The organism is Flavobacterium sp. AC105, from assembly GCF_979258495.1.
In genome coordinates, this window is record NZ_OZ409860.1 from 56056 (window position 1) to 77260 (window position 21205).

Genomic DNA, 21205 nt, shown 5'->3' on the forward strand with positions numbered 1-21205 from the left:
GTTAGTTATTCTAAAACCGAATAATCTCCTATACTGATACTGGTGAATTTACCATCAAAACTTACATGGTTTCCGATCATTGCATTGTCTAAGTTAGCATTTTTTATTTGAGAATAAGTCTGAATTAAGCTATTCTTAACGATACTGTCCGTAACATGACACCCTTTTCCTATTGAAACATTTGGACCAACGGTTGTGTTTTTCAACACTACATTTTCTCCAATATAACAAGGTGGAATAATTGTTGCGTTTTCTAATTTCACATCATAATCAACTAAATGTTCGCCGTCATTATGCAGGAATCCTAACATTCTCGAATTGGTTTCAACCGTAACATCTTTATTTCCGCAATCCATCCATTCGTCAACACTTCCGGTTTTAAACACTTTTCCGTTCGCCATCATCGCTTTGATTCCGTCGTTGATTTGATATTCTCCACCGTTTTGGATATTATTATCCAAAACATGCTGAAGTTCATTTTTTAGAACGCCAACTTCTTTAAAATAATAGATTCCGATAACGGCTAAATCACTTACAAATTCTTTTGGCTTTTCTACCAATTCTATAATTTCGTTATTTCCGTTTAATTTTACAACGCCAAAAGCTTCCGGTTGTTCAACTTGTTTTACCCAAATTACAGCATCGGCAGCCGGATCTAATTCAAAATCAGCTCTGATTAATGTATCTGCATAAGCAATTACAGCCGGACCTGATAACGAATCTTTGGCACACATAATCGCGTGACCTGTTCCTAATGGTAAATCCTGACGATAAATTGAAGCTTTGGCACCTAAACTTCCGGCCAATTCTTCTAAACTTTCTACAAGATCATCTCCAAAAAAAGCAGGATCTCCCAATATAAAAGCAACTTCTTCGATAGGTTCTTTTAATATTTTGGCAATATCTTCAACTAAACGATGTACAATAGATTTTCCTGCAACCGGAATTAATGGTTTAGGAACTGTTAAAGTATGTGGCCTTAGTCTTGATCCCCGACCTGCCATTGGAACAATTATTTTCATTTTGTATTTATTTTTTATGGGAAGATTTTTTAAATCTTCTTGAGTTGGTTCTTATTTTTACCGCAAAGTTCGCAATTCCGATAGCTATCGGGATTCACAGAGATTACAAAGTTATTTTCATTTTATTTCGAGATCACAAAGTTTAAAAAACTGATCACTCAAAACTCATAACTATTTTACACCTGTGCTTCCAAAACCGCCTTCGCCTCTTGATGTTTCAGAAAGTTCTTCAACTTCAATCCATTCAGCTCTTTCATGTTTGGCAATAATTAATTGTGCAATTCTTTCTCCGTTTTCAATTACAAAAACTTCGTTAGATAAATTTACTAAAATTACACCTATTTCACCTCGGTAATCTGCATCAACAGTTCCTGGAGAATTTAAAACAGTTACTCCTTTTTTTGCTGCCAAACCACTTCTTGGCCTAACCTGTGCTTCATAACCAATTGGCAATTCAATAAAAAGTCCCGTTTTTACGATGGTTCTTTCTAATGGTTTTAAAGTTATAGCTTCGGTTAAATTAGCACGTAAATCCATTCCTGCCGAAGCAATTGTTTCGTAGTTTGGTAAAGCGTGTTGTGATTTGTTGATAATTTGTATTTTCATTTTTTTATTTAAAATCTTAAAAAGAGAAATTGAATTTTCTAAAAACTCAATATTACTTTCTATTCATAATTCCTTTGATTGTTTCTTTTTCGTTATGATAAACAAAATAGATGAACGCTAAAAATAACGGAATTCCAACGAAATAATTTTCTCTAAATCCATAAAAAGAAATTGCCGAAAATACTATTGAAATTCCTAAATAGGCGCCAATTTTATTCATATCATAAGGTATCGGATAATATTTATTTCCTAAAACATAAGAAATCAACATCATGCTTCCGTAAGCAGAAATAGTGGCGATTGCAGAACCGTAATAACTGTATTTTGGAATTAAAAAATAGTTTAAAACCAAGGTTACAATTGCTCCGACAATGGAGATATAAGCACCAATTTTTGTTTTATCTGTCAATTTATACCAAACCGATAAGTTGTTGTAAATTCCTAAAAAGAAGTTCGCCAAAATAATTAACGGCACTACTTTCATCGCTTCCCAATATGATTTGTCATTAAGAAGTAATATTTTTAAAACATCGGCAAAAACAATTACCCCTAATAAAATTAAGGAACCCAGAATAACAAAATATTTTGTGATTACAGCATATGTTTGGGGTGCATTTTCGTTTTTGGCATGGCTAAAAAAGAAAGGTTCAATTCCTAACCTAAAAGCTGTTGCAAACAGAACCATAAACAATCCTAATTTGTAACAAGCAGAATAAGCTCCAACTTCTGACTTGGCCAGGTTTTCAGGTAATAAATATCCTAAAAGAATTTTATCGAAATGTTCGTTAACCGCAAATGCTAATCCGGCAACCAAAATTGGCAAACCGTATTTCATCATTTTTTTCCAAAGTACGGGATCAAATTTTCTTCCCAGTGAAAGATAATTCGGCGAAAGCACAACAAACGTGGCTAAACTTGCCAGAAGATTTGCAATGAAAATATATGCTATTTGAAAATTCTCTACATATAAATTATCCCAAACCGAATTAGGATTTGAAGCCGCAAGTTTAGGCAAATACATTAAGAAAAATATATTCAATAATAAATTGATAACTACATTTCCTATTTTAATTGCTGCATAAACCATTGGTCTTTGGTTCGCTCTTAATTTTGAAAACGGTATTAAAACCAAAGCGTCCAAAACTAAAATCCAAACTGTATATGTAACATATTGTACGTCAACTTCTGCCAGACTTGCTAATGTGTTTCTGAAAATTAAAGCAACAAACAAGAAAATAATGGATGACCAAAATATCGAAATTGTAGAAGTTGCTATTACGTTTTTCTTATCTTCTTCGGCACTATAAAACCTAAAAAATGCTGTTTCCATTCCGTAAGAAAGCACTACGTTAAAGAAAACCATCCAGGACAAAACAATCGAAACTTCTCCATATTCAGCCGTTGGTAAAATACCTGTATATAATCTGACCAATAAAAAACTTAGCATGCGCGGTAAAACCGTTGCAAGTCCGTAAATAGCAGTTTGTTTGAATAGATTCTTATATAATCCCAAAATATGTATGTAATAAAGTTTGTAAAACAAAAATAACCATTTCTTTCGTTTAATATTGATTTTGTTGATTCAATAAAAAAACAAAGACGATATTTTTAGTGTGTTAGTTTTTTTTCGTCCAGAATTTTGACAAAATGAAAACCTTTTGGTCCGTAACCCTGATTGTAATAAAAACGGTGGGCAGCAAAATTTCCGGTAAAAGCATCCAAAACAATACTGCTGCAATCAAGATCCAACGCTTTTTGTTCGATATAATCTGTAAGCAATTTTCCAATTCCTTTAGAACGCTGTTCCGGGTTTACTACAAAATTATCAATTTCAAGATATTTGCCTGTCCATAATTTTGTTGCTGACCAACAACCTGTTATTCCTAAACAAACGTCATTTTCAAAAACTCCAATCTGAATATAATTATGAGGAACCATTTCAGAAAGATAAGCCTCATATTTTTCAATGGATAAATTTGGATAAAGAAATCGCATGGTTTCAATCTGAGCCAGCATTGCTTCTATAGTAGTAAGCTCTTGTACTTGTAGTTTCATTGTAATTAAAATAGATTTCAAAAATACTCAATTTTTTCATTGTCTTATATAATACCAACCAGGCAATATGTGAAATCTATAATAAACTTTAAAAATTGTATAAATTATTCGAAGTACTTCTGTCTTAACTTTGTATCACAGGGAATGAGAAAAGCTAAAATACAACCCTTAAAAAAGCAAAGCATTGGGACTAATAAAGCTAGTTTGTTCCCACAAAAGACAAAGCAAAGGGACTGATTCTGCTGAAATGTAACCCTCAAAAAAACAGAGCATTGGGACTAATAAAGCTAGTTTGTTCCCATAAAAGACAAAGCAAAAGGGAGTAATTCTGCTGAAATGTGACCCTCAAAAAAACAGAGCATTGGGATTAATAAAGCTAGTTTGTTCCCATGAAAGACAAAGCACTACAGAGTGATAAAATCTGTGTCTAATTTTATAAAATGGTACTGATTCTCGATTTTGAATAAACCGGGAATCACCATTTTATAAGTTTAATAAAAAATTCTACTACTATATATATCTATAAAAGGGCCGACAATTGGGGATGTCGGCTCTTTTTGTTTTTATATCTCTTTATTTTTCATTTCTAAGTTAACATTTTGTTCGGTTTCTTTTGGTTCCGGAATGTCTTCTTCAGTAAATGTTTTTAAAACTTTATTGGTAATTTTTTTTATTTTCACAATTCTGTTTGCCTGATTCTGCACGCATTTTTCAAATAAATTTCTAACAACTCGGGCATTTCCAAAACTTTCATTTTTACTTTTGTAAAGCAATTCGAAAGTGTCTGTTAGCTTTTCTTTGGCATCATCGGTAAGAATAAAATCAGATTTTGTACAGAATGATTGAAAAATTTGAAGTAATTCTGCCGGAGAAAAATGATCAAAATGGAAATATCTATTAAAACGAGAACGTAATCCGGGATTCGATTCGATAAAAAACTTCATTGGTTCAGTATATCCGGCAACTACAACAGCCAAATCTTCGCGATGATCTTCCATTCTTTTCAGTAACGTATTTACAGCTTCGGCGCCATAATCGTTTCCAAATGCATTTTGAGTTAATGCATATGCTTCATCAACAAATAAAACTCCGCCAAGACTTGCTTCTACTGCATTATCAACTTTTGTTGCCGTTTGCCCTACATAACCTGCGACTAAACCTTCTCTGTCTGTTTCGAACATTTGACCTTTTGATAAAAATCCTAAATGTTTAAAAATCCTGCTTAAAAGTCTGGCTACTGAAGTTTTTCCGGTTCCGGGAGGCCCAAGGAAAACGGTGTGCAAAGTAATCTCAACATTTTTTAATCCCTGCTTCGAACGTTTTTTTTGTATTTCTAATAAGTTAATCAGTTCAGAAACATCTTTTTTTACTTCTGCTAAACCAACTAATTCATTTAGTTCTTTCAGCACTTTTTCGAGCGTATCTTCTTCCGGTAAATTGTTTATTTCTTTTTTATCTGTTTTTGATTTGTTTAGATTTAAACCCAAATAGTTACTGAAAGCCGTTGTGTTTTCAAATTTTTTACCAAATGTAAAATGAATGAAATTTTGATATTCGATTAGAATCTCTTCTAATTTATTATTCTTTTTTTCGGATAAAACTTCTGGCAGCAAATATTGATTTTGCTGTGCGTTTGAAGTTATAATCTTATTCTCTTTTTTTATTTTTATGAGAAGATTTTTAAAATTCTCCGTAAAAACCAACTGATTCAATTCGGCTATAGAGTTTTCATCTGCAAAATGTTTGTTTCGTAAAGCATCGTAATAATAGGCCAGAACAAATTCCTGCTTTTCATTTTTCGCGCCGGGTTCTTTTTCGTAAAGATCAATAATGTCCGAAAGAAAAAAATGTTCTGCTTTCAACAATAATCCTTTCGAAAAAACTGGATTTACAGCTTCATTTATCTTCTGAATAAAATCTGGATCCTGATTTAATGCATTGCAAATTTCAAGAATCTGCTTTGTTTCTTTTTGCAGCTCCATAATAAATGAAGCCGTAAAAACGGCTTCATTACTAGATATATTTGTTTCTAAATATTTTTTTAGAGACAAAAATGAGTCTTCAATAATCGATATCGGATTGTTCTTCTTTGACATATTCTAATTTAAGAAATCATCATTTGATGAATAATTTCTTTTGATAATTTTAAGTGATCATCACAATATTCTTTCCACGAAAGTCCCATGTCTCTTAGATCGTATTTTGCTACAATGGTTCCATAGTTTTCTTTTTTTCCATTAATGGTTGGATGCCCAATAACGTAAATAGTCTGTGCTAATTCTATCGCTAATTCGATATCATGTGTAGAAAAAATAACGGTATTAAACTCCGATGATTTTCCTAATAACTCAAATGATTTTTTTACTTCTTCAATATTTCCAACATCTAATCCTGAAAAAGGTTCGTCTAAAACAATAAACTGATCCGATGAAAACAATTGTTCTATAATCGCTGTTCTTTGTCTTTGTCCTCCTGAAAGTTCGTTAGGATATTTGTCTTTGCAATTTTCTAATCCCCATTCTTTTAGATATAACTTTATTTTTTCATCTTTTTCAGTATTCGAAAGCTTCGTTTTTCTTAACGAAAATTTCAAAGCCTGCGTAACAGTTTTATGCCTGAATAAAGTATATTTTTGATCTACAAAACCAATGTCGCCTTCGCACACTGATTTTGCTGCGTTTGGTTCTTTGTTTTCAAAATCCCTGATTAATATCTTTCCGGAATTCATTGGAATTAGTCCGGTCAATGCTTTAAAAAAAGTTGATTTTCCTCTTCCTGATCTTCCAACAAAAGCTATAACTTGTCCTGTACAATCAACTCCTTGTCTGATTACATCCTTTTCTACAAGATTTATATCTTTTATAATAATAGTATCATCGTAACCAACGCTAAGGTTTTCTACATACAAAAGCGTCTCTTTATATTCGTGTGTCATGATTATATTTTTGAATATCTAAATAGTGCTTTTCTTAAATAATTTATTCCTGCATCTAAGCCAAGACCTATTAATAAAATGATGATTTGAAGTGCAATAATCCTTCCGGTGTTCATGAACTTATCAGAGTTTTTTATTAAAAAACCTAATCCGCCGGAAGCGACCACGATAGATTCTACCGTAACAAGCATCATCCAGGTTATGGCAAGATTTTGTCTGATTACATCAATTACATAATCTATTCTTCCCAAAATAATAACCTGCAGGAGAACTTCCCAACGGGTACATTTTAGCATTTTTGCGTGATCAAATTCTTCTTGGGGAATATCTTTAATAACAGCAATTAATGACGTTGTCAAAAAGGTAGTAAGGAAAATTACTAAAATCCAAACCTGCATTGCTCTTGCTTCATGAACAACCATCGTTATATAAAATGAAAGTCCGGTAAAAGGCAAAAATCTAAATTTTGTAACAAATTCAGAAATTGATTTTAATAACGGAATTGGCCATGCATAGGCAAATAACAAAGAAATTATTGTAGCCAAAAAAATTGAAATAAAACATAAAGACAATGAATTGAAAATATGTACAACTAAACCTTCCCTATACAAATCCTGAAAACCTGTTAAAACCTGAGAAGGAGAAGGGAAAAGATGTTTTTCCCCAGAGGTTGTTGCAAACCAAATAATAATCAAAAGAACTAACCAGCCTAATAAAATAAGCGTTCTGTTTTGTTTTGATATTTTTTCGAAAGGAGTTAAAATTTTTATCATGCTGATTGTAAAAAGGCTATTCCGAAAGATAGCCTTCATTTATTTTTATTTTAAGAAAGTAATAACCACACGTCTGTTTAACGCTTTTCCAGAAGCAGAATTATTATCTGCAATTGGATCGCTTTGTCCTTTTCCGTCAACTAATTGAAAACGGCTTGCAGGAATACCTTTTTGTTTTAAGTAATTCACAACTGCTTCTGCTCTGCTTTTTGAAAGCGCAAGATTAGAATCTGGATTTCCAACATTATCAGTATGTCCAACAACCGTTAATTTTGTATTTTCAGCTTGTACTAAAAGGTTGTAAATTTTCTCTACTTCTTTAGTAGATGAATTTGAGATATCTGCACTTCCGGTATTAAAATTAATTTTCCATTCTCCGGAAGCTACAACTTCTTTTGCTTCTGCACTATAATCTGCTTTATCTGCAGAAGTAGATTCAATATCGTTGATGTTTTTCAAAAAGAACAAGTTTACTGCCTGATCATAAGGAACAACAGCTCCAACATTCTCATTAAATCCAAACGGATTCAATTCTGTCAAATATCCGGAAACTTGGTTATAAACAGATTTGTATCTGTTTACACCATCAGATAAACCAAAATATTGCATTGCATCAGCATAATTAAACACTTTTGAACCACCCATATTATAAGTCAATCCACCTTTTGTTCCTTGTTGTCCTTTGAACATTTTGTACCAATAATCTGCTGTTTCAATTTTATAAGTATCAGCAACTGCTTGTGAAGCTCTTACTTTCCAATCTTCATAATTTTTAATTTGGTTTGAAGCCGTCAATGCCGATTTCAAAATATTAGAAACAATATCCGGATTTTTTACTGCCCATTCTTTCACTCCAATAAGTGCTGTTGGCATTTGGTTATTGAATTCTTTTGTAGAAACAATATCAACAAAACCTGTAAGTTTATCAAAAACTGTTTTATCTCCGGGAGTCCATGTTGCACAACCATCGATTTTTCTATTAACTGATTTTCTGGTTAATTTTCCATCTACAACTTCTTTCAAAGTAACAGTCCATCCTGTTGTTTGAGATTTGATTAATTCTTCTGCCGATTTAATATAATCATCATTTTCAGATGGATAAATATTTACTGCTTCTGCATCATATGTTGTTGGATCAGGATTTACTTTTAATCCGTTTGCAAAACAATAGTTTACAGTAGTAACCCAGTCACCATCTCCAAGAACTGCAGAGATAACAGAACCTTTCATCGATTTTGGATCTGATTTCCAGTTTGGCGGCCCAATCAATTTATCCTCACCATAACTCATACCTACAACACCCATAACTTGCAAGTGGTATTTGTCTTTTCCGTATTTTTCGTCTAATGATTTTTGAACAGAACTAATATAAAATGGCGCACCGTCACCCATAATCATAACAGCAAAAATACTTTTATCCGAAGATGGAAAAGCTTCGCCTTTATCAAACTCTTCAATAAATTTCATTTGCATATTACGCAATTCCGAAAGCCAGTCCTGACGAATAATTTCAAGATTAACTCCGTTTTTTTCCATCAATGATCCTTTTGTTGTTTTTGGACCACCATTAGAAACAATAATTCCAGATTGAGCGTTCCAGGCATAACCACCAATTCTTACTAGTGGTTTGTCTGCAACTTCTGAAGATATTTCTGTTGACGGAAGTGCAATTTTTGCCGCATTCGTCACATTATTAACATCTGTTTGGTTAAGATCTATTCCGTTTAATTGTTTTGAAACAGCTGTCTTAATTCCCGGAGACAAGTAATAAACTCCTCCTAAAATTACAGCAATTCCAGCAATAACGATTAATAATTCAGAAAAAGTCGTTAACTTTTCTGTTTTTAAAATTTTTCCCATTTTATTATTAAATTTAATTTTTTGTTTAAAAAATATCTCCAAAACCACCACTAGACAATTTATCGTCTTTAGTCATTTTGTAGTTTGGACTTGTATATTTTGTTGAGTCCGGAATTGTATTGTCTCCTGTTTTAATTTCATCTGCCAATGAATCTAATCTTGAATACAGTTCATCATTATCAACAGAATATTTAGAAGTCAACGCATCAATGTCAATCAGGTTTTCAGAAGTTTTTGCAATATCCTGAGCAATTGTAGAGGTTACAACTTCCAATGCATATTCTAATTCCCAGTCTTTGGTAAACAACATCGCACTTTTAGCGCTTTCTGTTGCTTCTTTAGCATTTCTGGCAAATTCATATTCTTTCTGAAGCATCTTAACCGTAACATCAAAATCAGCAATTTTAATATCGATCGCTGTTCCTGCTAAAGTTAGTTTTCGGTCCATCTTTCCTAAAACATTGGCACGAACACCATATTTTTGAATAAAACTTTTGCTTTGTTCATATTGCGTCGAAACTCTTTGAGAATCACTTAACTTTCTGGCCAATTCACTTTGCAGCGCTACATACTCATCTGTGTCTTTTGCAGCAACTCCGTTTTGTTTCACCATTTCATCCATCGCCGATTTCAATTTTTCAGACTGGCGCTGTAAACTCAAAACATCTTCCTGAAAAGCTTTTGCTTCTTTTTCAGATTTGTTGGCTTCAATTTCCATTTCATTTTTAAGACCTTTCAGCTTTGCTTTGGTATTCTTAAAAACTTCACGGTTTTTTATCATTTTTTGTTTTTGCTCTTCCAATTCATTAAAAGGATTACTCTGAATTAATGCTTTATGAATATTTTTTGTTGCAAAACGAAGTCCTTTCATGATAACGGGAGCCATCATAACTAAAAAAACTAAAAACACACCTGTTGCAGATAAAGCGATCGCCTGACCCAACATTGTAAATAACGGCGGAATAATATAAGTCCAGATTAAATAACCTCCAACTCCTAATAAACCTAATGCCAAAGCCAAAAATAATGACTTTTCGCCTTTTTTAAGCGCACCCGATTTTAAAGCTATTTCTCCTTTAGACTCGTCAAAATGTTTTAATATTGGCAGCGTCAAAAGAGTGCTTCTTTCCTGATCGTATTTATCCATTACAAATATTGATTAATTCCTGTTATTACAGTATTGATTGAACTTAAGATTTTTTGTTTTGCCAAATTGTTAGCTTCCATTTTTAACTGAATTTCCGAAAGCTGTTCCATATTAACAGGATCAATTTTTTGAAGTTCTATTTTTTTAGCTTCTAATTCTTTTTGAAGTTCAATAATTTTTGCTTCTAAATCAGAAATGCTTTTAGATAAATTATATTTTTCTTTTGTAATTGCATTATCTAAATCAGCTTTTTTAGTTTTACCAATCGTATCATATTTGGCATAAACTTTTTCTATTTCTGTTATATAAAAGCTCCCTTTTTGCAGAAGAAATTCTTTTGTCAAGTCAGATTTAATCGATTTACCCATTGTAAATGCCATCTGATAACTTTGTGGATTTGTAACTCCAACTGCCATAACAGACTTATAAAGTTCGAAAAAGTCAAAACCAGACTCATTCAATGATTCAAACCCTTTATCATAAACTTCAAATATTTCGTTTAAGAAAGGATTTGTCAGCGAACCTGTTGGAAATGATTCTGTAGCTTGATTCGGAAATTTGTTATCAGGAACTGGTGAAATCGGCGCCGACGGTTGAGATGCAGCTTTACCCTCAGCATTATTATTAGCCTCATCATTAATGAAAAGACTTTTCCAATTAAAACTTTCTTTTGCCATTGTTTTTAGTTAATCTATTTTTAATAACTTTTTGGTTGTTAAATGTTATACGCAAAAAGTGTTAAAAAGTTACTAAGTTTAAAGCTATAAATATATACTTTTTTAAAATCAAAATGTAACTAATTTATAGTCAGACCTATTTATTCTTATCTAAAATTCACAAATAAGGTAAATAACGTATTTTGTTTACTTATTATTCTGAAAATCATTCTAATAAAATAGAAGCCAAAAATACTTAATAAAAAATCAATTATTGCATAAATAATTTTATTTTGTAAGTATTTACTTTAAATAAATTAACCGGGTATTTTGAAATTTATCCCCGTTTAAATCTCTTTTTCAAAGACAATTTAATTCTTTTACAAAAAAAAAGAGCCAACAAATAAATGTTGGCTCTCTCTTAAATTTTATAAAAATACTTTTATCCGTTTAAAGCTTCTGCTCCACCAACGATCTCTAAGATTTCATTAGTAATAGATGCCTGACGTGCTTTATTGTAAGTCAATTTTAATTGGTTTCTCAATTCAGTTGCGTTGTCAGTTGCTTTGTGCATTGCTGTCATACGCGCTCCGTGTTCTGAAGCAAATGAATCACGAATACCTTTGTATAATTGTGTTTTCAATGATTTTGGAATCAAAGTCAATACAATTTCTTCTTTTGAAGGTTCAAAAATATAATCTCCTGTTGAAACCGCTACATCAGATTTAATTGGTGCTAAAGGCAAAAATTGTTCTGTTTGAACGATTTGTGTTGCAGCATTTTTAAACTGATTGTAAATCAATTCGATTCTGTCGTATTCACCAGATAAGAATTTTTGAGTCAAATTATCTGCAATTCCAGAAACATTATCAAAAGTTAAATGATCAAAAATTGCATTATGATGACCATGAACTGTATACGTTTTAGCTAAAACATCATTTCCTTTTTTACCAATAGGAAAAACATCAACTTGTTTTCCTGCATAAAAAGCAGTACGATTTTTAACCTCTTTTATAATGTTTGAATTGAATGCACCACATAAACCTCTGTTTGAAGTTATAGCTACAAGCAATACTTTTTTTACTTCACGTTGTGTTGTATAATCTCCTCCAACTTCACCATCAAGTGTAGCAGAAAGATTTTGCAACAATTCCGTTAATTTCTCGGCATAAGGGCGCATTGCAGTGATTGCATCTTGTGCTTTCTTAAGCTTTGCTGCAGAAACCATTTTCATAGCCGATGTAATTTGCATCGTCGATGAAACGGAAGTAATTCTATTACGGATTTCCTTTAAATTTGCCATTTGTCGATTAAAAAATGTGACAATTTGAAAATTAGATAATTAGAAAGTCTCCTGAGATATTTTCTAATTATCTAATTTACGAATTATCTAATTAGATATATTTTGCTGAAATTTCTTTTGCTGCTTTTTCGATAACATCAGTAATGTTGTCATCTAACTTACCAGCTTTCAACGCATTAAGCGTATCTTTATGTTTACTGTTTAAGTAAGCTAAGAAATCAGCTTCAAATTCTTTTACTTTATTTACCGGAACGCTTTTCAATAAGTTTTTAGAACCTGCATAAATAATAGCTACTTGATTTTCTACAGGATAAGGATCGTTCAAACCTTGTTTCAAGATCTCAACGTTTCTTTTTCCTTTTTCAATTACGTTTAAAGTAACAGAATCAAGATCAGAACCAAATTTAGCGAAAGCTTCTAATTCACGGAATTGAGCCTGGTCTAATTTTAAAGTTCCTGAAACTTTTTTCATTGATTTAATCTGAGCATTACCTCCAACACGAGATACAGAAATACCTACGTTGATCGCAGGACGAACTCCAGAGTTGAACAAATCTCCATCAAGGAAAATCTGACCATCTGTAATCGAAATTACGTTTGTTGGAATATATGCAGAAACGTCACCAGCCTGAGTTTCGATAATTGGCAATGCAGTTAATGAACCACCACCTTTTACGATAGACTTGATAGAATCTGGTAAATCGTTCATGTTTTTAGCAATTCCATCATCAGCAATTACTTTACAAGCACGCTCTAATAAACGAGAGTGTAAGTAGAAAACGTCTCCAGGATATGCCTCACGTCCCGGTGGTCTTCTTAATAAAAGAGAAACCTCACGGTAAGCAACAGCTTGTTTAGATAAATCATCATACACAATAAGTGCCGGACGACCTGAATCTCTAAAATATTCTCCAATTGCAGCACCTGCGAAAGGAGCATAAACTTGCATTGGAGCAGGGTCAGAAGCATTTGCAGCAACAATAACCGTATAAGCCATTGCACCTTTTTCTTCTAACATTTTAGCAATTCCTGCTACAGTTGAAGCTTTTTGCCCAATTGCAACATATATACAAAATACAGGTTTTCCTGCATCGTAAAATTCTTTTTGATTTAAGATTGTATCGATACAAACAGTTGATTTACCTGTTTGACGGTCACCAATTACAAGCTCACGTTGTCCACGTCCAACCGGAATCATAGCATCAACTGCTTTTACTCCTGTTTGTAATGGCTCAGTAACTGGCTGACGGAAGATAACTCCAGGTGCTTTTCTTTCTAAAGGCATTTCGTATAAGTCTCCACCAATTGGTCCTTTTCCATCAATTGGAAAACCAAGAGTATTAACTACACGTCCTACCATTTGCTCACCTACTTTAAGAGAAGCGATACGTTGTGTTCTTTTTGCTGTTGAACCTTCTTTGATTCCTGTTGATGGTCCTAAAAGTACCACACCAACATTGTCTTCTTCAAGGTTCAATACAATAGCTTCAAGTCCGTTATCAAATTCAACTAACTCACCATATTGTACATTAGATAACCCGTAAATACGAGCAATACCATCTCCAACCTGAAGTACTGTTCCTACTTCTTCTAGCGTAGCACCAGATTCAAAACCTTCTACTTGCTTTCTTAATATTGCTGAAATTTCAGCAGGTTTGATTTCCGCCATCTTAATTTATAATTTAGACACTTTTATGTGTAATAAAACTAATTACTTAACTCTCTTTTTAATACTTGCAATCTGTTTGCTACAGAAGCATTGTATTGATTATCACCTATTCTTAAAATAAATCCTCCAATGATTGATGGATCTACAATATTTTCAATTGTAATTTTTTTATCTGATAATGTTGCAATTTTAGCTAAAACTTTAGCTTCTAATGCAGCATCCATTGGAATTGCTGTTGTAACAGTTGCTACTTCAACTCCGTTATTTTCATCAAATAATTTTTTATATTCTAAAGCAATTGCTTCTAAAATTTCGAATCTTTTGTTTTCAAATAATAAATGAAATAAACCTTTGGTTACACCATTTATATCTGCAAAAACTTCTAAAAGAGCACTTTCTTTTACTTCAACTTTTGTAGTTGGGTTTTGAATAAAGGTACTCAATTCTTCATTTGTCTCAATTGCAGATGCAATTGATTTCATGTCGTTATTGACAGCTTCGGCAACACCTTTAGAGTTTGCTAAGTCTAGAATTGCTTTTGCATAACGAATTGCTGCTCTTGTACTTGCCATAATCTTAGTTTAACTTTACGTCACCCAACATTTTCTCAACTAATTTAGTTTGAGATTCTTTGTTAGATAATTCATCTTTCAACAATTTTTCAGCGATGCTTAATGATAAAGTTGAAACTTGTAATTTCAATTCAGCCATTGCAGCATTTTTTTCGTTTTCGATAGCAGCTTTAGCCTGCTCGATCATTTTTTGACCAGCTTCTTGTGCTTCGTTTTTAGAATCAGCTATCATTTTCTCTTTCATTTCACGTGCTTCTTTTAGCATCGCGTCACGTTCAGCACGAGCTTCATTCAAAATTCTTTGATTGTCAGCTTGTAAGTTTTCCATATCTCTCTTTGCATTTTCAGCAGAAAGTAATGCATCCTTAATACCTTGTTCTCTAGCTGTGATAGATTCCATAATTGGTTTCCAAGCAAATTTTACTAAAAGTAAAATTAGAACCAACAAGATTAAAGCTTGCCAAAAGAATAAACCGAATGAAAAATCGTTAATTAACTTATCCATTTTATAACTATATTAAATATTTAATTTCTTTTTTTAAAAGTAACAACACCTTTAACCAACCGTTAAAGATGTTGTTATTTTTCTTTCTTTATTAGTTTTTTCCTAAGATCAAAGCAGCAAATGCTAAACCTTCTAATAAAGCCGCGATAATAATCATCGCAGTTTGAATTTTACCTGCAGCTTCTGGCTGACGAGCAATAGCGTCCATAGCAGATCCACCGATTTTACCTAAACCTAAACCTGCTCCGATTACTACTAATCCAGCACCTACTAAAGTTGGAATTGTTCCCATAACTATTTATATATATAAAATTAAACTTCTAATTAAATGATCACATTATCTTCGTGAGCATGATCATGATCGTGATCCTGAACAGCCATACCAATAAATAATGATGATAACATTGTGAAAATGAATGCCTGTAAAAATGCAACTAAAACTTCAATAACCGAAATAAATAATGTTAATCCCATAGAGATTGGCAAATCTGCAGCTAAATTTTTACCTACGAAAATCATTGCGATCAAACTCATAATTACTACGTGACCTGCAGTAATGTTTGCATACAAACGAATTAATAATGCAAATGGTTTTGTTAGTGTTCCTAAGATTTCAATTGGAGCTAAAATAATTTTCATTGGAACAGGAACTCCCGGCATCCAGAAAATATGTCCCCAATATTCTTTATTCGCACTAAATTGTGTAATGATAAAAGTGAAAGCTGCTAAACAAACTGTTATGGCAATATTTCCTGTAACGTTAATTCCTAGTGGAGTCATACCTAATAAGTTCAACAACCAGATAAAGAAAAATACCGTTAACAGGTAACCCATATATTTTCTGTATTTTTTCTCTCCAATATTTGGAATAGCAATTTCGTCTCTGATAAAAATAATTAGCGGCTCTAAAACTCTACCAAATCCAGTTGGGATTGGTCCTTTTTTATATGATTTAGCTAATCCTGTAAACATTAGGAATAATAGTAATGAAACAAAAAGCATTGACACTACATTTTTTGTAATAGAAAAATCTAATGGCTTTTCGTTTTCAGGATGTCCGTGCTCATTAAAAGTAATGGTACCGGCTGCATCTGTTTTGTAAATTTTACCGTGAACTAATTTGTAGAAGTTTCCATCAACTTCTGCAACTTCTTCACCGTGGTGTAATTTTGAAGATGAGAAAATTTTCAAACCTCCATCAATAAGGATAACTGGTAATGGGAAACCATAATGTTTGTTTTCCTTTTCATCTGAAAAGAAGACAAAATCATGAGAATCTTGTAAGTGATGATCAATAAAGGCATCCACTTTTGCTTTTGGATCCAGAGCTGCATGCTCAGCTTCCACAGGAGCATTGTGTGAAATTACTTTCTCTTCGTGAACTACTTCTGTCTGCACATGTGTGGTGTCATTCACAGAATTTGCAAAACTAATTGCTGGAAGACATCCTACTAAAGTGGCAAGAATAAAATGGAGTGGTTTGTTTGAAATCACCATATCTGTTAAAAATCTTATTTTTTTACGTTTCTAAAATTTGGTGCAAAGGTACATTTTTTATTAATATTCAAAAGGATATGAAAAATTATTTTTGAACCTTGTTTTACAGAATCCCTATTTTAACGCTTTTCATTTAATAATCGGATAGTTAAAAGCGTCTCAAATAACAAAAACAAAATAAATGTTATAAAAAAATTGACTTTTTCAACAAAAACCTCTGCTGTTTTGTTTTCTAAAATTGGTCTCAAAATTAAATATCCTAATAACATTTGTGTAAAGGTCCCAAATAAAAAAGCCATTCCTACAATTTCAAAATTCCTCTTTTTTACGATTAATAATATAAAGTATAATAAGGCTGATATTCCAAAAAAAATCAAATACAGAAATTCTATTCTATAATAAAAATGCTGAACATTAATTTCTAAGATTAAAAATGCTGCTTTGTGCAAAACATAAGCGGCTAAGGCAAATAAAAATAATTGTAAAATTGGTTTGTAATTCTTTAAAAGCATTTGAAATAATTTTTTATGCAAAGATGCAACATTTATTTAAAGCCCTTTTAAACATGAATTACTTTGTTTTGTTAATGTCGTTTACTTGTCGGATCACATTATATAAGGCAAGTCCAACACCGGCCATCACAAAAATGGTGTTGTAATAAACTTTAGGACTTGGATGATTTTCATCTAACCAGGTACCAAAATAGGAAAACAAAAAAATAATAAGTCCCATTTGAACAGGAATATTAATAAGCGGTAACCACTTATTCAGCTTGTTTTTGTTCGGCTCCTTTTCCATCTTTTAATACAACTTCTTTGGTATGTGTTAACATCGTACACGTCGCTGTAAAATCAGCTCCAGGTTCTATAGATAATTTTCCAACAGCAACTTCTCCATGAATGCGTGCTGTTGCTTTTATATTAAGGACTTCTAAAACTTTTATTTTTCCTTGAAATTCTCCTTCTATGTCCGCATTGTTACAAACGATTTCTCCTTTTATAACACCTGACGCTCCAATTACCAGTTTTCCTTGTGAAGTAAAATTCCCAATCAATTCTCCGTCTAATCTAAAATCAGCTTTAGAAACAATATCTCCTACAATTGAAGTTCCTTCTACGATTCTATTGGTTTTTCCTAAAAGTTCTGTTCCTGGTTTTTTTACTTTATCAAACATCATTATGGGTTTTTTGGAGCTAAATAAGCTTCAAGATTTTTTTTAATTTGGATCACTTTGTAATTATCACTTGATATGATAACTGCAGGATGTGAAATTTTATATGGTTTTTCATCTCTTAAAACTTCTGAAACGTCTCTTGCATAAGCTTCAGATTTTAAACCATGTATAACTACAAAACTCTCCGTTTTATTGTATTTATCGAAAGAAGTTGTAAGCCTTTCAAAATTTTCATACGATAAAAATTTCTTGATTGCTTCTTCAATTTGTTTTACCGTTTTTGTATCATCTTTTGGAACTGCATAAATAATTTTCCAGTTCTTACCGTCGACTGCTGTAAAATCAAGTTTTTCTAAAGTTGGTACTTGCTTCTCTAAAATTTCACGGGCATTTTTACCTTCTTCGCTATTTGGATAATTATCGGCAACAGATTCCAATCCTTTTTTATAAGCTTCTAAACCATTTACTTTTCCTAAAGTATTGGCTTTTAATAATTCATATTTCGAAACAATTTCATCACCCGAATATTGATTAATTAAATTATCAATATTGTCTAAAACCATATCAAACTGTTGATCCTGATATAACTTATACCATTTTTGATATTCTTTTTCCGGCGAAGCTATATCATCGCTATTCCCATTATTTAAAATTTGGGCATATCTCGAACCTGGATAATTTGTGGTAATATCAGATTTCACTCTTTCGGCTTTTGCCGGATTTGTAATTTGATATATCTTATACAAATTATACATAGATGGCAGGATCAATTTTTCCTCCGGATTGTTTTTTAGTAACTGCTCCAGTTTATCGCTCGCCAAATTATTTTCTTTAAACTTCTCTTTATAAATAAGTCCTAATTGATAATAGGCAAAATTGCGTTCTTTACCAATACTATCCATTGCAACCTGCGTTGTTGGAAGCTGTTTTTCGTAAAAAGCGCTTGTATATTTTTCAACAACAATAGTATCTTTTAATGCATTTGCAACATCCTGATTGTTTATTGTGTCATTCAGCGCAGCATTATTTGCTGATCTCACTGCAGCCAATCTCCAGTTACCGCCCAAAGTTCTGCTGCCCCACAATTTTTTGAATTGCAGTTTTCCGTAAGCAACTGTTGTTGGATTATAGAAGTAAAAAGTACTCACAGGTTCGTTACCCGTTGGCGGCATAATTCCAGGTTCAGGATTTGAAGGCTGCCCTAATGAATTTGGATTTATAGCCGTTGGACCACCAGCTGCACTTGTATTACGGTCGATATTGGCTAATTTTTCCTTTTCTTTTTCTTCTAAAATACGTTTCGCTTCATCTTTCTTTTTAAGTTCAGCGATGTAATTTTCAAAATAAATTTTTCGGTCAGGATCTGTTAAACCTTTCACCTTTATAATACTATCATCGCGTTTTGCGATTCCTTCGTATTTAATTACGTTGTCAAGATTTTTTCTGTTTTTTTCGATAGCAGCAAACTCGCGGCTTTTTGGATTTAATTTTACTAATGTACTGTCATAATATTTGGCAGCCATCGTATAATCAGTATCTTTAAAATACATGTTTCCAATATTTCGATAGGTTGATGCAATTAAATAATCATCTTTAGGTTTTCTCGCCAATGACTTATTATAATAGATGAGCGCACTATCTTTTTCTTTAAAGTTCTGGTAAAAAACGCCCATTTGATAAAAAAGAACATCATAATAAGGTCGGTTCTCGCGATCTTCTACCAATTTAGTATACGCTTCAACAAATAATTTTCTATCGCCATTTTGATAGTCAAACATTTCGGCTTTTTTAGCATAAGCATGCATCATGTATTTTCGATCTGCTTTTCGGTTCATATCGATTACGCCATCATAAAAATAAGATGCACTATCTTTTTTTCCGGCTTCCTGATACATCTGACCTAAAATAAAACGATATCTCGCTCGGTCTTCATTTATTTTAGTGAATTTTTCGGCAATTTTAAGCTTGACAACTGCGCTGTCTCTTTCTTCTAAATTTAAAAAAGCTTCGGCCAATAATGCATTTGCATCTGAGAAAGTTTGTTTATCTAAATCTGTTTTCTTCAATAAAAGATTAATATTTTTTACCACAATAGCGTCATTTCCTAAACGCATATTGGTTTTTTCGCGCCAGATTTTTGCGGTATAAATATTACTGCTGTTTGGGTATTTGTATAAAATATAATTGAATGCTTCAAGTGCCGGAATAAAACGCTGATCATAATATCTGGCTTTTCCAAGCATTAAATAGGCTTCATCTATTTGATAGTTTTTTTCCCTTCCTCCAATATTCATGGAGTGTTTCTGAATAGCTTTTGTTGCTTTTGTTTCTGCCTTTTCAAAATCTGCATTTTTTGTCTTTTCTCCTTCAGAAAAATTTTCATCAACCTGCATTTTTTCAATAGGCAGCATCTTCCAGAAATTGTCCTGATTGTTGCCCTGAACAGATTTTAAACCTTTTTCTAAACCAACTCCGCCATTATACAAAATGTTATATTTTGTACTTAATGCATGAGAATTTCTGGACACAAAAGAGTTGTTTTTGGTAGAACAAGCTATCAAAAAGAATAAAAACACGGGAACAAAACTATATTTAAGAGTATTCTTTTTCAATAGAAAGAGTTTAAATCAAATTAACTTCCAAAAAGGATTTTTAGTATATTGACTTGTAAAAATACACTTCTTTTTTGAAACTTTAGAGACTTATACAGCAAAAAAAGTTTCAAGTTCTTGTAAGGTTTCTCTTGAAGTTTGAATATCTTTAACAATTTCTCCCTTATTAAGTGCTACAATTCTGTCACAAACCTCTACTGTATGCTGCAAATCATGGCTAGAAACAAGAACTGTAACATTTGGATTTTCGGCCAATTCTTTGATGATTTTTTTTAATCTACTTACAGTTGTTGGATCTAAATTTGCGAAAGGCTCATCTAAAATAATTACTTCAGGATTTCCTATAAGTGTGGCAATAATCCCCACCTTCTTCTGATTTCCCTTCGATAAATCTCGCAGGTATTTTTTATTGTTTAAAATTTCTCCGTTAAAAAACTCTTCATGCTGCGCCAATAAAGCATCAATATCAGCTTTGTTTTGATGACGCAAATCGCCAATAAAATAAAAATATTCTTCGGGAGTTAAATAGCCTATCAGGAAACTTTCATCTAAAAAAGAACCGGTAAACGATTTCCAGTTTTCATTTGTATTTACCTGAATATTATTGTTTGTAATATTTCCTGTTGAAGGTTGAATAAGATCTAATAATAAACTGAAAAAGGTCGTTTTTCCTGCTCCGTTATTTCCCACCAATCCAAAACTTTGTCCCTTTGGAATCTCAAGATTGTTAATGTTTAAAACTGTTGTTCCGTTATATTTTTTTGAAAGTTGATTTACTTGTATCATGGTAATTTTAGATTTTAGATTATTGATTTTAGA

At 32.3% G+C, this 21205-nt stretch carries 21 protein-coding genes; all 21 read right to left on the reverse strand.

Annotated features, from left to right (window positions below; genetic code table 11):
• Positions 1-5: 5 nt before the first annotated feature.
• The 21 genes from ACZ0AH_RS00280 to ACZ0AH_RS00380 all read right to left on the reverse strand — a co-directional run bounded on the left by ACZ0AH_RS00280 (position 6) and on the right by ACZ0AH_RS00380 (position 21172).
• Positions 6-1022: a sugar phosphate nucleotidyltransferase gene (locus ACZ0AH_RS00280; protein ID WP_463473904.1), complete on the reverse strand. Its 1017-nt coding sequence runs from the start codon at positions 1020-1022 to the stop codon at positions 6-8.
• A 171-nt stretch (positions 1023-1193) separates the two neighbouring features.
• The gene (gene dut / locus ACZ0AH_RS00285) at positions 1194-1628 is read right to left on the reverse strand and encodes a dUTP diphosphatase (RefSeq protein WP_463473905.1); all 435 of its coding nucleotides are present in this window, start codon (positions 1626-1628) and stop codon (positions 1194-1196) included.
• Between the two features lie 52 nt (positions 1629-1680).
• On the reverse strand, positions 1681-3141 hold the full coding sequence (locus ACZ0AH_RS00290) for a lipopolysaccharide biosynthesis protein (RefSeq protein ID WP_463478074.1): 1461 nt from the start codon (positions 3139-3141) through the stop codon (positions 1681-1683).
• A gap of 95 nt (positions 3142-3236) precedes the next feature.
• Positions 3237-3683 (reverse strand): GNAT family N-acetyltransferase, encoded by a 447-nt coding sequence (locus ACZ0AH_RS00295; RefSeq protein ID WP_463473906.1) that lies wholly within the window; start codon positions 3681-3683, stop codon positions 3237-3239.
• A 563-nt stretch (positions 3684-4246) separates the two neighbouring features.
• Positions 4247-5779, reverse strand: a complete 1533-nt coding sequence (locus ACZ0AH_RS00300) for an AAA family ATPase (RefSeq protein ID WP_463473907.1) — start codon at positions 5777-5779, stop codon at positions 4247-4249.
• A gap of 8 nt (positions 5780-5787) precedes the next feature.
• A complete protein-coding gene (locus ACZ0AH_RS00305) occupies positions 5788-6618 on the reverse strand; it encodes an ATP-binding cassette domain-containing protein (RefSeq protein ID WP_463473908.1) in 831 nt (276 codons plus the stop codon).
• Between the two features lie 2 nt (positions 6619-6620).
• Positions 6621-7391, reverse strand: coding sequence for an ABC transporter permease (locus ACZ0AH_RS00310; RefSeq protein ID WP_318801366.1), 771 nt, complete (start codon positions 7389-7391; stop codon positions 6621-6623).
• 45 nt (positions 7392-7436) lie between these two features.
• The gene (locus ACZ0AH_RS00315) at positions 7437-9251 is read right to left on the reverse strand and encodes an OmpA family protein (protein ID WP_463473909.1); all 1815 of its coding nucleotides are present in this window, start codon (positions 9249-9251) and stop codon (positions 7437-7439) included.
• A 25-nt stretch (positions 9252-9276) separates the two neighbouring features.
• The gene (locus ACZ0AH_RS00320; protein WP_463473910.1) at positions 9277-10398 is read right to left on the reverse strand and encodes a hypothetical protein; all 1122 of its coding nucleotides are present in this window, start codon (positions 10396-10398) and stop codon (positions 9277-9279) included.
• The gene (locus tag ACZ0AH_RS00325; RefSeq protein ID WP_463473911.1) at positions 10398-11075 is read right to left on the reverse strand and encodes a hypothetical protein; all 678 of its coding nucleotides are present in this window, start codon (positions 11073-11075) and stop codon (positions 10398-10400) included. Before ACZ0AH_RS00325 ends, ACZ0AH_RS00320 begins: the two co-directional genes overlap by 1 nt.
• 421 nt (positions 11076-11496) lie before the next feature.
• Positions 11497-12357, reverse strand: a complete 861-nt coding sequence (gene atpG, locus ACZ0AH_RS00330; protein ID WP_463473912.1) for an ATP synthase F1 subunit gamma — start codon at positions 12355-12357, stop codon at positions 11497-11499.
• A gap of 91 nt (positions 12358-12448) precedes the next feature.
• Complete coding sequence (atpA, locus tag ACZ0AH_RS00335; protein ID WP_463473913.1) at positions 12449-14026, reverse strand: F0F1 ATP synthase subunit alpha; 1578 nt, start codon at positions 14024-14026, stop codon at positions 12449-12451.
• 38 nt (positions 14027-14064) lie between these two features.
• Positions 14065-14598, reverse strand: coding sequence for an ATP synthase F1 subunit delta (gene atpH / locus ACZ0AH_RS00340; protein WP_463473914.1), 534 nt, complete (start codon positions 14596-14598; stop codon positions 14065-14067).
• Positions 14599-14602: 4 nt separating this feature from the next.
• Positions 14603-15103, reverse strand: a complete 501-nt coding sequence (locus tag ACZ0AH_RS00345; protein ID WP_463473915.1) for a F0F1 ATP synthase subunit B — start codon at positions 15101-15103, stop codon at positions 14603-14605.
• A 91-nt stretch (positions 15104-15194) separates the two neighbouring features.
• Positions 15195-15395, reverse strand: coding sequence for an ATP synthase F0 subunit C (gene atpE, locus ACZ0AH_RS00350; protein WP_026727281.1), 201 nt, complete (start codon positions 15393-15395; stop codon positions 15195-15197).
• Between the two features lie 32 nt (positions 15396-15427).
• Positions 15428-16600 (reverse strand): F0F1 ATP synthase subunit A, encoded by a 1173-nt coding sequence (atpB, locus tag ACZ0AH_RS00355; protein ID WP_463473916.1) that lies wholly within the window; start codon positions 16598-16600, stop codon positions 15428-15430.
• 119 nt (positions 16601-16719) lie between these two features.
• Entirely contained in the window at positions 16720-17133 is a 414-nt protein-coding gene (locus ACZ0AH_RS00360; RefSeq protein WP_463473917.1) for a hypothetical protein, read from the reverse strand.
• Between the two features lie 37 nt (positions 17134-17170).
• Positions 17171-17398, reverse strand: coding sequence for an AtpZ/AtpI family protein (locus tag ACZ0AH_RS00365; protein ID WP_463473918.1), 228 nt, complete (start codon positions 17396-17398; stop codon positions 17171-17173).
• The gene (locus ACZ0AH_RS00370; RefSeq protein ID WP_463478075.1) at positions 17364-17774 is read right to left on the reverse strand and encodes a bactofilin family protein; all 411 of its coding nucleotides are present in this window, start codon (positions 17772-17774) and stop codon (positions 17364-17366) included. The genes ACZ0AH_RS00365 and ACZ0AH_RS00370 overlap by 35 nt, the downstream gene beginning before the upstream one ends.
• A gap of 2 nt (positions 17775-17776) precedes the next feature.
• A complete protein-coding gene (gene porW, locus ACZ0AH_RS00375) occupies positions 17777-20386 on the reverse strand; it encodes a type IX secretion system periplasmic lipoprotein PorW/SprE (protein ID WP_463473919.1) in 2610 nt (869 codons plus the stop codon).
• 90 nt (positions 20387-20476) lie between these two features.
• Positions 20477-21172, reverse strand: a complete 696-nt coding sequence (locus tag ACZ0AH_RS00380; RefSeq protein WP_463473920.1) for an ABC transporter ATP-binding protein — start codon at positions 21170-21172, stop codon at positions 20477-20479.
• Between the last annotated feature and the right edge of the window lie 33 nt (positions 21173-21205).